At 71.0% G+C, this 12,910-nt stretch carries 12 protein-coding genes and 2 pseudogenes; 4 read left to right on the plus strand and 10 right to left on the minus strand.

Translation table 11 applies throughout. The features are described from left to right. Window positions 1-975: a cysteine synthase A gene (cysK, locus tag M6G65_RS31690; protein ID WP_238194200.1), complete on the minus strand. Its 975-nt coding sequence runs from the start codon at window positions 973-975 to the stop codon at window positions 1-3. Window positions 976-1,250: 275 nt separating this feature from the next. On the opposite strand from cysK, the gene M6G65_RS31695 reads away from it, so the two are divergent. Beyond that, a complete protein-coding gene (locus M6G65_RS31695; RefSeq protein WP_238194202.1) occupies window positions 1,251-2,198 on the plus strand; it encodes a TAXI family TRAP transporter solute-binding subunit in 948 nt (315 codons plus the stop codon). Window positions 2,199-2,210: 12 nt separating this feature from the next. Here M6G65_RS31695 and M6G65_RS31700 read toward each other — a convergent pair whose 3' ends face one another. Continuing rightward, a complete protein-coding gene (locus M6G65_RS31700) occupies window positions 2,211-2,738 on the minus strand; it encodes a GcrA family cell cycle regulator (protein ID WP_238194204.1) in 528 nt (175 codons plus the stop codon). Window positions 2,739-3,157: 419 nt separating this feature from the next. Here M6G65_RS31700 and M6G65_RS31705 point away from each other — a divergent pair, with 419 nt between their 5' ends. Next, window positions 3,158-4,345: a patatin-like phospholipase family protein gene (locus M6G65_RS31705; RefSeq protein ID WP_238194206.1), complete on the plus strand. Its 1,188-nt coding sequence runs from the start codon at window positions 3,158-3,160 to the stop codon at window positions 4,343-4,345. A gap of 51 nt (window positions 4,346-4,396) precedes the next feature. Here the strand turns inward: M6G65_RS31705 and M6G65_RS31710 are convergent, their stop codons facing one another. The 3 genes from M6G65_RS31710 to M6G65_RS31720 all read right to left on the minus strand — a co-directional run bounded on the left by M6G65_RS31710 (window position 4,397) and on the right by M6G65_RS31720 (window position 6,829). Continuing rightward, entirely contained in the window at window positions 4,397-4,525 is a 129-nt protein-coding gene (locus M6G65_RS31710; protein WP_192706684.1) for a TFIIS helical bundle-like domain containing protein, read from the minus strand. Window positions 4,526-4,782: 257 nt separating this feature from the next. Continuing rightward, window positions 4,783-6,195 (minus strand): pyruvate kinase, encoded by a 1,413-nt coding sequence (gene pyk, locus M6G65_RS31715; RefSeq protein ID WP_250103330.1) that lies wholly within the window; start codon window positions 6,193-6,195, stop codon window positions 4,783-4,785. Between the two features lie 142 nt (window positions 6,196-6,337). Then, the gene (locus M6G65_RS31720; protein WP_238194210.1) at window positions 6,338-6,829 is read right to left on the minus strand and encodes an SRPBCC family protein; all 492 of its coding nucleotides are present in this window, start codon (window positions 6,827-6,829) and stop codon (window positions 6,338-6,340) included. 140 nt (window positions 6,830-6,969) lie between these two features. On the opposite strand from M6G65_RS31720, the gene M6G65_RS31725 reads away from it, so the two are divergent. Beyond that, on the plus strand, window positions 6,970-8,247 hold the full coding sequence (locus M6G65_RS31725; RefSeq protein ID WP_250103331.1) for a lytic murein transglycosylase: 1,278 nt from the start codon (window positions 6,970-6,972) through the stop codon (window positions 8,245-8,247). A gap of 5 nt (window positions 8,248-8,252) precedes the next feature. Here M6G65_RS31725 and M6G65_RS31730 read toward each other — a convergent pair. The 5 genes and pseudogenes from M6G65_RS31730 to M6G65_RS31750 all read right to left on the minus strand — a co-directional run. Next, a pseudogene (locus tag M6G65_RS31730) lies at window positions 8,253-8,711 on the minus strand (class II aldolase/adducin family protein); the annotation flags it as partial. A gap of 207 nt (window positions 8,712-8,918) precedes the next feature. Beyond that, window positions 8,919-9,247: pseudogene (locus tag M6G65_RS31735) on the minus strand (class II aldolase/adducin family protein); the annotation flags it as partial. A 107-nt stretch (window positions 9,248-9,354) separates the two neighbouring features. Next, complete coding sequence (locus M6G65_RS31740; RefSeq protein WP_250103332.1) at window positions 9,355-10,371, minus strand: 5-oxoprolinase subunit C family protein; 1,017 nt, start codon at window positions 10,369-10,371, stop codon at window positions 9,355-9,357. Beyond that, complete coding sequence (locus tag M6G65_RS31745) at window positions 10,371-11,105, minus strand: 5-oxoprolinase subunit B family protein (RefSeq protein ID WP_238194214.1); 735 nt, start codon at window positions 11,103-11,105, stop codon at window positions 10,371-10,373. The genes M6G65_RS31740 and M6G65_RS31745 overlap by 1 nt, the downstream gene beginning before the upstream one ends. Next, window positions 11,102-11,863 carry a LamB/YcsF family protein gene (locus M6G65_RS31750; protein ID WP_238194215.1) on the minus strand — a complete coding sequence of 254 codons (762 nt, stop codon included), beginning with the start codon at window positions 11,861-11,863 and terminating at the stop codon, window positions 11,102-11,104. Before M6G65_RS31750 ends, M6G65_RS31745 begins: the two co-directional genes overlap by 4 nt. Window positions 11,864-12,264: 401 nt before the next feature. On the opposite strand from M6G65_RS31750, the gene M6G65_RS31755 reads away from it, so the two are divergent. Further along, window positions 12,265-12,660 (plus strand): exopolysaccharide production protein YjbE, encoded by a 396-nt coding sequence (locus M6G65_RS31755; RefSeq protein WP_238194216.1) that lies wholly within the window; start codon window positions 12,265-12,267, stop codon window positions 12,658-12,660. The last annotated feature ends 250 nt before the right edge of the window (window positions 12,661-12,910 follow it).

Consider the following 12,910-nt stretch of genomic DNA (forward strand, 5'->3'; position numbering starts at 1 on the left):
TCAGCCGATTCCGTCGAACAGCGCCGACGAGATGTAGCGCTCGGCGAACGAGCAGGCGACGGTGACGATCCGCTTGCCCTGGAAGTCCGGCCGTTTGGCCAGTTCAAGCGCCGCGGCCACGTTGCCGCCGGTCGAGATGCCGCCCGGGATGCCCTCGAGACGGGCGAGGGCCCGCGCGGTCTCGAAGGCAGTCTGGTTGGAAACCTTCAGCACGCCGTCGAGGATGTCGGTGTGGAGGTTGTCGGGGATGAACCCGGCCCCGATGCCCTGGATCTTGTGCGGGCCCGGCTGGCCGCCGGAGATCACCGGCGAATCCTCCGGCTCCACCGCGAAGACCTTCAGGTTCGGCAGGCGCGGCTTCAGCACCTCGCCGACGCCGGTCACGGTGCCCCCGGTGCCGACGCCGGCCACGAAGGCGTCCAGCTGGCCGCCAGTATCGGTCCAGATCTCCTCGGCGGTGGTCTTCCGATGGATCTCAGGGTTCGCCGGGTTCGAGAATTGCTGCGGCATCACCGAACCCGGAATCTCCTTCAGGAGCTCCTCGGCCTTGGCGATCGCACCCTTCATGCCCTGTGCGCCGGGGGTGAGCGCCAGCTCGGCGCCCAGGAAGGCGAGCATCTTGCGCCGCTCCAGCGACATCGTCTCCGGCATGACCAGGATCAGCCGGTAGCCCCGGGCCGCCGCCGTAAAGGCCAGGGCGATGCCGGTGTTGCCCGAGGTCGGCTCGACCAGGGTGCCGCCGGGCTGAAGCTTGCCGGACGCCTCGAGCGCGTCGATCATGTTGACGCCGATGCGATCCTTGACGCTGGCGATCGGGTTGAAGAACTCAAGCTTCAGCAGGATCTCGGCATCGACACCCTGTTCCTTCGGCAAGCGGTTCAGCCGGACCAGCGGCGTGTTGCCGATCGTCTCGGTGATCGAGCCGTAGACACGGCCATGGCCGACCTTCTGCGGCGCGTTGAGGGTATCGGCCATCGCGGAACTCCTGCTCGTGGAAATGGGACGAACGGACGTCGGGTCCGGACCGCCCGCGCGGGATAGGTTCGATCGGGCGCTGCCGTGTCCGGCGCCGGACAGGAGGGTGCGATATCGCGTTGCCGCCGCGGGGGCAATCGGGCTAAGTCCCGTTGCCGAAAGTTCTTTCCGCTTTAGCAAGTCAGGAGCGCCGGAGGTGGAACGGCTATGCTGAATTTCCCGGCCGCGATAGAAATTCGTTCTCCAGCTAGTCGGCGCACAAAGGTCCGGGCCCGATGACGCGCGGGCGCGCCGGTGCCCCGCCAAGCCGACGTCCGACTCGCCGGGCGGCGCTCCTGTCGGGCCTCGGGCTGATGCTGGCTCGCCCCGGCCACGCGGCCGAGGCGCGGGTCGTCCTCGCCACCGCGACGCCCGGCGGCGGCTTCCCCGCCTTCGGCGAGGCGTTCGCGGCGGCGATCCACACGGCCGACGCCACACTGACGATCGAGACGCGGAACTCGGGCGGATCGGCGCAGAATATCGGACTCCTGCGCGACGGGCAGGTCGACCTGGCCCTCGTGCAGGGCGAGTACGCCTATCCGGCCCTCGCCGCGGCTGACGGCCTGACCATCCTGGCGCCGATGTACCCGACGCCCGGCCTGTTCGCGGTTCCTGCCGGCAGTCAGATCCGAACGGTGGCGGATCTGCGTGGGCGCGCCGTGGTGCTCGGCACCCACAATTCCGGACTGACGGTCATGGGGCGCAGCGCGCTGGACGCCTCGGGCCTCGATCCCGCGCGGGACATCCGTCCGATCCTGCTGGATCGGGCCGGCGACGGGCCCGCCCTGGTGCGGGCGGGACAAGCCGACGCGCTCTGGGGCGGTGGCCTGGACTGGCCGGGATTTCAGGCCCTGGCGCGGGAGCCGGGTGGCGCCCGCTTCTTCGGACCTTCGGAGGCGGGCATCGCGCGGCTGGCCCAGCCGGGGGCGGCGATGCGGCGGCTCACGGTGCCGGCGGGCAGCTTCCCCGGGCAATCGGCGCCGATCGAGACGGTGGGCTCGTGGAGCTTCGTCCTGGCGCGGCCGAACCTCGACACTGCGCTGGCCGACCAGATCGTCCGCGCCATCGCGCGCGCCGATCTCGGGGCAACCCAGCCCAAGAACCTCGTCGGCCTCGTTCCAGCGGCCTGGATCAACCCCGCCACCGCCCGACTTCTGACCGAGGCGGGAATCAGCCTGCGCTGATGCGCCGGACGCTCAGCGGAACGACGCCACCCGGCGGTCGCGCTTCCGCTCCGTGGCGGGCTGGTAGGCGATCTCCGCGTGATGGGTGCAGTAGGGCAGCCCGGTAATCGAGCGCGCGCCGCAGAAGCGGAATTCCGGCGTGGTCGGATCCCCGAGCGGCCAGCGGCACATGGATTCCCGCAGGTCCATGATGGTGACCCGCTGAGACACCGGAATCGCGACCGGCTCCTTGGCGGGCGCGGCGGCCGGAAATTCGGGCGCCGGCCGATGCGACAGGATCGCCACCGGCTCCGGCGCCTGGGTCTCCACCACCGCGATGGCGGTCTCGATCTCCACGATCTTCGAGGGCGTTGCGGCGGCCGGGGCTTCATCGGCGCCGCGGGCGCGACCGGCCAGACCCAGGCGGTGGACTTTGCCGATCACCGCGTTCCGGGTGACGCCGCCGAGCTGCGCGGCGATCTTGCTCGCGCTCTGCCCGTCCTCCCAGAGTCGCCGCAGCAGAGCTACGCGATCATCCGTCCAGCCAAGGCCCGCTTCCATAATCCCCTCCGCCCCCTGCGACCTGCCTTGCGCCACGCGTGCGGTGTGCATCCCGGGTCCATGACCCGTCATCCGGCTATGCAAGCCGTCGGACAGACCGCGCGCCGACGAAATGGCTGCCGCATCAGGTGCGACACCCTGTCTTGTCAGGCCACGACCGAACCCTAGCGCGGCGTTCGCGAGCGTTGCAAGGGCATCGCCCTGCCCAGCGCCGGCCCTGTCCACCGGCAATGGGCGACGCGTGCGGGCTCGCTGATCCGGCGCGGCCACGCTCGCGCCGCGATCCCGTCCGATCGTGACCGCGGGGCAACAGCGCGGCCATATCGTGCCTCTGAGCCAGCGAAGGCGGAACGCCGGATACGGCCAAGCTCGTTCCGTATGGCACAGTGGCTCGGGTTTCACGGATTGAGGTCAGGACGATGGGTTTCCGTCAGAGACGCCTGCGCGCGCTGCTCGCGCTCGGGCTGGCGGCTCAGGTCGCGGCCTGCGGGAGCGTTCCGCGCGCGCCCTACACGGCCGAGCAGGCCGCCTTCGCCAGCGTGCCCGGCATCCCGGGCGCGCGCGTCTTCGCCGACGCCTCGGTTCAGACGATCGCGGAACTCGCGGCCAATCCGCAGCGGCGCTCCGCCGGCTTCACCTATCTCGCGCTCTCGGGCGGCGGCGGCGACGGCGCCTACGGGGCGGGCGTGCTGAACGGCTGGACCGCCTCCGGCAAGCGGCCGGAATTCACCCTGGTCTCGGGCGTCTCGACCGGCGCGCTGATCGCGCCCTTCGCGTTCCTGGGCTCGGCCTACGACCCGTACCTGACCGAGTTCTATACGAGCGGGGTCGCCGGCGAGCTCGTGGCCTCGCCCAATCTCGCCAACGTGCTGTTCGGCTCGGGCCTGTTCGGCGACGGGCGGCTGCGCAACCTGATCGACCGCTACGTGACGCCCGACCTGATCCGGGCGGTCGCCGAGGAGCACGCCAAGGGCCGGCGCCTGCTCGTCGTGACGACCAATCTCGACTCGCAGCGCGCGGTGATCTGGAACATGGGCGCGATCGCGGCGAGCGGCGTGCCCAATGCTCGGGAGCTGTTCCGCGACGTGCTGGCCGCCTCGGCCAGCATCCCCGCGGTCTTCCCGCCCCAATTCATCGACGTCTCGGCCGGCGATGCCCGCTTCCAGGAGATGCATGTCGATGGATCGGTGGTCACGCCGGTCTTCACGCTGCCGCAGACGCTGCTGCTGCGCGACGGCCGCATCCGCACCGGCGGCAAGGCCGAGATCTACGTCGTGATCAACGGCCGCCTGGAGCCGGATTTCGAGGTCACGAAGGACAACACGCTCTCGATCGTCGAGCGCTCCTTCACCACGGCGAGCCGGGCGCGCTCGCGGGCGACGCTCACGGCGACCTACGCCCTGGCGCGCAACAACGGCATCGGCTTCAACCTGACCTACATTGACGAGAACGGCCCGAAGGTGCCGGCCGCCAAGGGCTTCGACACCGCCTACATGCGCGCCCTCTACGAGGAGGGGTTGGAGAAGGGCCGCACCGGCACCTTCTGGCAGCATACGGTGCCGGCGGCGCCGGTCGTGAAGGCGACCACCAGCGCGCTCGCGAACTGACCGCGCCAATCGCGCGCCGCGCGCCTCCCGGCGCGCGGCGACGGATTGGGTTTACTTGCCCAGGATCTTCGTGACGAGGCGGCCGATCGGCGTCGCCGTGCTGGCGTTCCGGTCGTCGCGATCGATGGGGCGGTTCTCGTTGCCGAGAAGCTTGGTGACGAGACGTCCGATCAGGTTCATGGGTCGGCCCTCCGGTTTCGCGCCAAAACGGCGCAGCTTTCGATTCAACGGGCGACCCGGCGACCGCGTTCCACCGGCGGCCGTACCGATGCGGGCCTCGTGAGATGGCCCGGTGAAGCCTCGGAGCGGGTCCTCGCCGTCATCACGAGCGCAGCGAAGTGACCCGGTGCGGCGCGACCCTTTGGGTTTGGCGCTGGCGGAGTGCTTCGCTCCGCTCGCAAGGACGGTAAGGCCGAGGTGATCACCCGGACACCGGATCAGATCTGCATCAGGCGGATGTTGTTGGTGTTGCCGGCGGTGTGGAACGGGATGCCGGCGGTGACCACGATGACGTCGTTCGGCTTGGCGAAACCCTCGTCCTGCGCGTGGTGGCAGGCCTTGGTGGTCATCTCCTCGTAGGAATCGACATCCTCCGTCAGCACGCTGTGCGCGCCCCAGAGAAGGCTCAACCGGCGCGAGGTGGCGAGGTTCGGGGTCAAGGCCAGGATCGAGGCGGCCGGGCGCTTGCGCGCGACCCGCGCGGCCGTCGTCCCGCTCGCCGTGTAGGCGACGATGGCGGCCGCGTGCACGGCCTCCGCGAGGTCGGCCGTGGCGGTCGCCACGGCGTGGGGCGGGGTCTCCTCCTCGCCGGGCTCGGACGCCGCCACGATCGAGTGGTAGAGCTTGTGCCCCTCCACGCTGCGGATGATCCGGTCCATCATCGACACGGCCTCCACCGGGTAGCGGCCGGTGGCCGATTCCGCCGACAGCATCACGGCATCCGCGCCGTCGTAGATGGCGGTGGCGACGTCGGACGCCTCGGCTCGGGTCGGCGCCGGCGCGCTGACCATGGAATCCAGCATCTGGGTGGCGACGATTACCGGCTTCACGGCGAGCCGGCAGGCGCGGATCAGTTCCTTTTGCCGCCCCGGGACGTCCTCGTGCGGGATTTCGACGCCGAGATCGCCGCGGGCGACCATCACGGCATCCGAGAGGCGGATGATGTCGCCGATCCGCTCGAGCGCCTGCGGCTTCTCGATCTTCGACATGATGCCGGCGCGCTCGCCGATGATCCCCCGCGCCTCGATGACGTCCGAGGGTTTCTGGACGAAGGACAGCGCCACCCAGTCGACGCCGAGATCGAGGCCGAAGGCGAGGTCGGCCCGGTCCTTCTCGGTGAGCGGTGACAGGTCCAGCAGCGTGCCCGGCAGGTTGACGCCCTTCCGGTTCGAGATCGGCCCGCCGGTGAGGACCTCAGCGGTGATGGTGGTCCGATCCGGTCCGGTCACCCGGACCCGCACCCGTCCGTCGCCGATCAGCAGTTCCTGGCCCGGCACCACAGCGTCGAAGATCTCGGGGTGGTGCAGCGGGATCGCCTGCTTGTCGCCCTCGGCGCCCTCCAGGACGAAGCGCACCGTCTCGCCGGCCTCAAGATCCAGGCGGCCGCCCTGCAGCGTGCCGATCCGGATCTTCGGACCCTGGAGGTCCTGCAGGATGCCGATCGGCCGGCCGACCTCCTTCTCGAGGGCGCGGATCGCCGCATGGACCTTGGCGTGATCCTCCTGGACGCCGTGGCTGAAGTTGAGCCGGAAGGTGTCGACCCCGGCGAGGAACAGGGCGTGCAACCGGTCCGGCGACGAGCTGGCCGGGCCCACGGTGGCGACGATCTTGGCGTGACGGTGACGGCGCATGCGGTCTCGGGCTCCTGAGGCTGCCTCGGGGGTGTCGCGCCGGCCGAGCGGTCGCGCCGACGCCGCTCACATCGGTCCTCGACGATGCTGCGGCGAGGGCGGGGGCGGCATTTTTCACGCCAGGCGGCGATCCGGCCGGAACTCACCGTGCTGTCTCGCGAGCGATCCCGGCAAGCCCGGCATCGAAGACGCCGGTGATGTCGGCGACGGCCTCGGCATCGCTCATGCCGTCCGCATCGAAGGTCGCGCTCCAGATCACCGTCGCGCCGGTCCCGTTCGGGCGAACCGCCAGCGTCGCGTTGTAGGCGCGCACCGGCAGGGGGCCTTGGATGAAGCTGTAGCTGTAGCTCATGCCGGCCTCGTCCCGGGCGGTCTCGACCTCGACGATCGTGCCCAGGCCGCCCTTCACCACGAGGCCGCGGATCTGCACGCGGATGCCGTCATCGTCGTCGTTCGACAGGACGCAGCGCTGCACCTGCGGGTGCCAGAGCTGGATGGCGCAGAAATCCCCGATGAGGGCCCAGACCGCGTCCGGCCGCACCGGGATGTCGCGGCTCCGGGAGACTTCCAGGGCATGGGCGGGCTCGGCGACGAGCAGCGTCGCGCCGAGCACCGTGCAGGCAATGCGCTTCACGGTTTCCCTCTCCGTCGGGCCACGCCGGTTCGATGTAGGGCGCCTGGCGCGTCCGTCGCGGGGCAGGCGCGCGCCTGGAAGTCGCTCGGCCTTGGCGGCTATGCTGGCAGACAGACACGGCTTGGGCCACCGGAGACCCCATGGATCACGGCAATGCGCAGATCCGGCACGCGAAGCGGCGCGGCTCAATCTGCCTCGCGGTCTCCGCCTGCGTGCTCGCGCCGGCTCTCGCCATCGCGCAGACCGGGTCGCCTCCGACCGCCTCACCGCAACCCTTCGAGAACTGCCGGACCGAGCTGATCGCCTGGGCGACGGCACGGGCCGTGCCGCAGAATCTCGCGGAGGCGCAACTCGGCAACCTCACCCCCGATCCGGACGTGCTCGCCGCGACCGGAAGCCAGGGCGAGTTCGTCAGGCCGATCTGGGATTACATCGAAGCCAGCGTGACGCCGGCCCGCATCGAGGCCGGCCAGCGCAAGCTCGCCGAGCATGCCGACACCCTGGCGGCCATCGAGGCGAAGTACGGCGTCGACCGCCATATCCTCGTGGCCTTCTGGGGCGTCGAGTCGAGCTACGGAGCCGTGCTCGACAACCCGGCGATCGTGAAGCCCGTGGTCCGTTCCCTCGCGACGCTCGGGTGCGGCGATCCCGCCCGCGCTCCGTACTGGCGCGACGAGCTCGCGGCTGCGCTTCAGATCCTGGCCTGGAACCGGGCGCCCCTGGACCGGATGCCCGGCGGGCTGACCGGATCCTGGGCCGGCGCCATGGGCCACACCCAGTTCATGCCTTCCGTCTACCAGCGTGACGCGGTCGATTTCGACGGCGACGGCAAGCGCGACATCTGGACGTCGGTGCCCGATGCCCTGGCGTCCACGGCCAACTACCTCCGGGTCCACGGCTGGAAACCCGGAGACGGCTGGGGCACCGAGGCGGTGCTGCAGGAACGCTTCGACGCCGCGCTCGCCGACGAGACCACCGCCCGCAGCGTCGCGGCGTGGCGGGCGCTGGGGGTGACGCCGGCCCACGGCCGGCCGGTGCCGGACGACGCCCAGGCGACCCTGATCCTGCCCGCGGGGATCCGCGGCCCGGCCTTCCTGATTCAGCCGAACTTCGCGGTAATCCTGCGCTACAACACCGCCCTGTCCTACGCGCTGACGGTGGCGCTCCTGTCGGACCGCCTCCGCGGCGATCCGGCGCTCACCCGCGACTGGCCAAGGGGCGACCGGGCCCTCACCGCGGACGAGCGCCGCGACCTCCAGACCCGCCTGATCGAGCGCGGCTTCGCCACCGGCGGTGTCGACGGCAAGATCGGGCCGAAGACCCGGGCGGCGCTCCGCGCCTTCCAGGGCTCGGTCGGCCTGCCGCCGGACGGCTATGCCGACGCGCCGCTGCTCGACCGGATCCGTGCGGCGCCCTGAGCCAATCAGGCGAGGAAGGCCGGCTCGTCCCGGGCGAGGACGCGCTTGACGCTCTCCAGGTGCAGCCGCGCGCTCTCGGCGCGCCCGGCCGCCTCCTGGGCCGCCACGTGTCGGACGATCGCCTCGGGAACGACCTTCAGAGTGCGCCCGGTGCTCATGGCCAGAATCTGGGCCTGCGCGGCCCGCTCCAGGTAGTAGAGGTCGTCCCAGGCCTCCGCGATGGTCTCGCCGAGCACCATCACGCCGTGGTTCTTCAGGAACACCACGTCCGCCTCGCCGGCGCTCATCGCGATCCGCTGGCCCTCGGACGAGTCCAGCGCCAGCCCGTTGTAATCCTCGTCCACCGCGATGCGGCCGTAGAAGCGCAGGGCCGTCTGGCCGGCCCACATCAGGGGTTCGCCCTCGAGCATGGCGAGCGCCGTGGCGTAAGGCATGTGCGTGTGGAAGGCCGCCCGGGCGCGCGGCTTCAGAGAGAGAGAGAGAGAGAGAGAGAGAGAGAGAGAGAGAGAGAGAGAGAGAGAGAGAGAGAGAGAGAGAGAGAGAGAGAGAGAGAGAGAGAGAGAGAGAGAGAGAGAGAGAGAGAGAGAGAGAGAGAGAGAGAGAGAGAGAGAGAGAGAGAGAGAGAGAGAGAGAGAGAGAGAGAGAGAGAGAGAGAGAGAGAGAGAGAGAGAGAGAGCCGGTGCAGTTCGGCATGGATGTGGAAGGCGGTCGCCTCCGGCTGGCCGTCCCCTTCGGCGACATTGCCGTGAAAGTCGCACAGCAGCAGGCTCGACGCCGTCACCTCCGCGAAGGCGAGCCCGTAGGGATTGACCAGGAACAGGTCCGGCCGCTCCGGCAGCACCGCCGAGAAGTGGTTGCAGATGCCTTCCTCAAGACCGTTGCGCGCGGCCCAGCGCAGGCACGCGGCGAGGTCGATGCGGGCGCGGCGCACGCTGTCGGCGTTCAGGGGCTCGTTGCTGCGCGCGGGCGGCGTGCCCGAGGCGGTGACGGCGTGAGCCATGCGTGACGACCTTCCTGCTCTCTCGGATCTGCGGCCGGCGAGCCGGCCGGCGCGGTCTCTTACGCTCCTGATCGCGGTGGAGCACGCGGTGTGCGGCTCTTTCGCGTTCAGGGGCGTCCGTCGGTGACGCCGCCGACGAGGTTCAGCCCCAGCAGGAAGTCGGACGCGAAATCCGTCCGCACCACCGGCTCCCGGCGCACCGGTTCGGCGAGGACGTCGCGCTCGGCCCGCCGGGCCGCCACCGCCTCGGCCACCGAGACGCGCCGGAACGACAGCCGCGCCCCGCCGCGGATCTGCGCAAGCCGCCCGAGATCGGGGCCGATGACGGTGGCGATCTTCGGATAGCCGCCCGTCGACTGGCGGTCGGCCATCAGGATGATCGGCAGGCCGTTGCCGGGCACCTGGATCGCCCCCATGGCCACCCCGTCGGAGACGATGTCGTGACCCTTGGCGTGTCGCAGGGGCGTGCCGTCCAGGAAGCAGGCCATGCGGTCGCCCCGCGGCGAGACCGTCCAGGGGCCGGCCAGGAAGGCCTCGATCTGGTCGGGGGCGAAGTAGTCGTCCTGCGGCCCGAGCACGACTCGGATCTCCCGCGGATCCCGGTCGAGCCAGGGCGCGACGAGCCGCTGGGGCGCACCGTCGCCGGGCACGGCTTCGCGGATCGGCAGCCGGTCGCCGGCGGCCAGCGCGCGGCCGTCGAGACCGCCGAGGCCCGAGCGTGTGTGGGTCGCCACCGAGCCGAGGACCGGCGCCACGTCGAGGCGACCGCTCACCGCCAGATAGCCCCAGGCGCCCGCGTCGCCCGCCCGGACGACGAGCCTCTGTCCGGGTTCGAGGGTCAGCGCGACGGCGTCGGGGAGCGCCGCGCCGTCCAGCGTGACCCGGAAGCCCGGGACGATCAGCGCGAGCCCAAGGGCGCCGTCCGCGGCGGTGACGGCCAGGCCACCGGTCGAGATCTCGATCGCGGCGGCGTCCAGGGGATTGCCCGCCGCCCGGTTGGCGGTGGCGTAGATCAGCGGATCCATCGGCCCCGCCGCCGTGATCCCGTAGCGCAGGTAGCCGTGCCGGCCGCCATCCTGCAGCGTGATCCCGGGCCCGGCGGCCTCGGCGACGAGAGCGGCCATCAGCGGGCCTCCCCGCGCCGCGCCACCGGCTCGCCCGCCGCCTCGCGGGCGGTCAGGGCCTCGAAGGCCGCGGCATCCACCGCCTCGAAGCGGATCAGGTCGCCGGCGCCGACGAAGAAGCTCGGATCGCGCTCCGGCGCGTAGAGGCGGGCCGGCGTGGCGCCGATCACGTACCATCCGGTCGGCATCGGCACCGTCGCCACCGCGGCGAGACCGCCGCCGATCACCACGGCGTTCGCCGGATGCGGCGGCCGCGGGCTCGCCCGCCGCGGCACCGCCAGGGTCTTCGGCAGGCCGCCGAGATACGCGAAGCCCGGCGCGAACCCGTACATGTAGACCCGATAGGTCGCGCCCGCATGGGTCGAGACGACCGCCTCCGCCGACAGGCCGGTGCGTTCGGCCACCTGGGCGATGTCCTCGCCGTGCGGGGCGTCGTAGCAGCAGGGCAGCGTCCACAGGGTCGGGGTCGCCGCCCGCGCGGCAGCGCCCGCCGCGAGCGTCCGCACCCGGGCGGCGAGGGTGTCGCGGTCGAGCACCAAAGGGTCGTAGTGCAGCATCAGCGAGCGGTAGGTCGGCACGCGCTCCCGCAGCCCCACCGGCGGATCCGCGCCGAGGGCGTCGTCGAGCGCGAGCACGCGGTCGCTGATCGCGGGATCGACGGTGGTGCCGAACTCGACCACCAGGGCCGCCTCGCCGGCATCGAGGAGCCGGGGTTCGTCCGAGACCGCGCTCACGGCCGGAACGGCGCCAGCGTCACCCCTGCGCCCTCCAGCCGGGCGCGCACCGCCCGGGCGGTGGCGACGGCATGGTCGGAATCGCCGTGGACGCAGATCGAGCGGATCGGTGTCGGCAGAGGCGTGCCCGCCGCCGTGATGATCGCGCCGGCCTCGACCATGCGCACGACCCGGTCGGCGGCCGCGTCGGCCTCCGTGATCAGCGCGCCGGGGTGGCCGCGCGGGATCAGCAGGCCGGCCTCCGTGTAGCCGCGGTCGGCGAAGATCTCCTGATGGACCTCCAGCCCGCAGGCCTCGCCCGCCGGCACCTGGGCGGTCAGCGCGATGGCCAGCAACGCGAGGTCGCGGTCCACCGCCCGGACCGCGCGGGCGATGGCGTCGGCCACCGGCCGCTCCTCGGCGGCGATGTTGGCGAGCGCCCCGTGCGCCTTCACGTAGGTGATGCGGTGACCGGCATAGGCCGCGAGCGCCTGCGCGGCGCCGACCTGATAGGCGACCAGCCGCTCGATCTCGGGCGGGCTGAACGGCATCCGCCGCCGACCGAAGCCCCAGAGGTCCGGGAAGCCCGGATGGGCGCCCACCGCGACGCCGCGCTCCCTCGCCAGCGCGAAGGTCCGGGCCATGATCTCGGGGTCGCCCGCATGCAGCCCGCAGGCGACGTTGGCCGAGGTGACGATCCCGAGGATCGCCGCGTCGTCGCCGCAGGCATAGGCGCCGAAGCCCTCGCCGAGGTCGGAGTTCAGGTCCACGCGCGTCACCGGACTTGCTCCCTCACCGTTCTCGCTCCGACATCGGAGCGCGATCCGACCCCACCCGCCAATGTGCTCTAGCAGAAGTCGCGCGCTGGCCTCCACCGCCTGCAAGGCCGATGCCTGGTCATTCTCTGGCCGACGTCCAGCTCCGACGTCGGATCGGCCCGTAACGTGCTGCCAGAGGTCGGCATGACCCCGGTCGTGTATCGCGGCCCGTCGGCGTGATGCCGCAAGCCTACGCACCGCTCCGCGTCGCACAGTTTCGGTTTCGCAAAGCGCACCCACCGATCGGCGCCTCGACGACATGAGCTTTCGACCGTCCATCATCGAAATACCGATACTATTGACGGAACTCCCGGGTCGATCTGGCAATTACGTCCACGGAAAAACTCTGGAGGAACGTTTTGATGAAGGTCTCACGCCTGGCCAGCGCGGTTGCGCTTTTCGCCCTCGCGGCCGGTCCCGCCCTCGCCGCGCCCTGCAACACCGGGACGACGAAGTCGAAGACGCCGGACCAGCAGTCATCCAACCCCAGCAGCTCGGACGTCGACAAGTCGAGCAAGAACCTCGCCGGTGGTCAGCAGCCCGCCTCGCCCGGAACCGTTGGCGCCATGAACAACGCCGGTGCCACGCAGACGGCTGACAGTTCCAAGACAAGCCCGGGTGCCAAGTCGAACTCGACTGATCCGGCTGCCGCCAACCTTGCGGGCGGCCAGCAGCCGGCGTCGCCCGGCACTGTCGGCGCGATGAACAACGCCGCCGCCGACCGTCAGACGGCCCCGGTCTCGGGCAACGACTGCTAAAGCCGAGCCAAGACGCTCGAAAACCGGTGAAGGCCCGCCTCGCAAGCACGAGGCGGGCCTTTTGCTGTCGCGGCATCGTCAACGAGGGTCCGCGACGCTGTGCGCGCGGCGCGATAGCGCTGGCGCGATCACCCGAAGGCGCTACAAACAGGTCCCGACCACATCGCGCAGGCGGGCAGAGACCCGCGACATTCCTCTGGATCCTTGCCCCGCCGCGACGCGGCGCGGTTTGAGCCCAGCGCATCCGGGT

Origin of the sequence: Methylobacterium tardum (assembly GCF_023546765.1) — a bacterium.
Classification (GTDB): Bacteria; Pseudomonadota; Alphaproteobacteria; order Rhizobiales; family Beijerinckiaceae; genus Methylobacterium; species Methylobacterium tardum.

What these genes read in the sequence shown, in the direction of transcription:
- M6G65_RS31710 (WP_192706684.1), bottom strand. Translation starts at nt 4,525, where the DNA reads ATGAACCTGATCGGACGTCTCGTCACCAAGCTTCTCGGCAACGAGAAC.
- M6G65_RS31725 (WP_250103331.1), top strand. Translation starts at nt 6,970, where the DNA reads ATGGATCACGGCAATGCGCAGATCCGGCACGCGAAGCGGCGCGGCTCA.
- M6G65_RS31740 (WP_250103332.1), bottom strand. Translation starts at nt 10,371, where the DNA reads ATGGCCGCTCTCGTCGCCGAGGCCGCCGGGCCCGGGATCACGCTGCAG.
- pyk (WP_250103330.1), bottom strand. Translation starts at nt 6,195, where the DNA reads ATGCGCCGTCACCGTCACGCCAAGATCGTCGCCACCGTGGGCCCGGCC.
- cysK (WP_238194200.1), bottom strand. Translation starts at nt 975, where the DNA reads ATGGCCGATACCCTCAACGCGCCGCAGAAGGTCGGCCATGGCCGTGTC.
- M6G65_RS31695 (WP_238194202.1), top strand. Translation starts at nt 1,251, where the DNA reads ATGACGCGCGGGCGCGCCGGTGCCCCGCCAAGCCGACGTCCGACTCGC.
- M6G65_RS31700 (WP_238194204.1), bottom strand. Translation starts at nt 2,738, where the DNA reads ATGGAAGCGGGCCTTGGCTGGACGGATGATCGCGTAGCTCTGCTGCGG.
- M6G65_RS31755 (WP_238194216.1), top strand. Translation starts at nt 12,265, where the DNA reads ATGAAGGTCTCACGCCTGGCCAGCGCGGTTGCGCTTTTCGCCCTCGCG.
- M6G65_RS31705 (WP_238194206.1), top strand. Translation starts at nt 3,158, where the DNA reads ATGGGTTTCCGTCAGAGACGCCTGCGCGCGCTGCTCGCGCTCGGGCTG.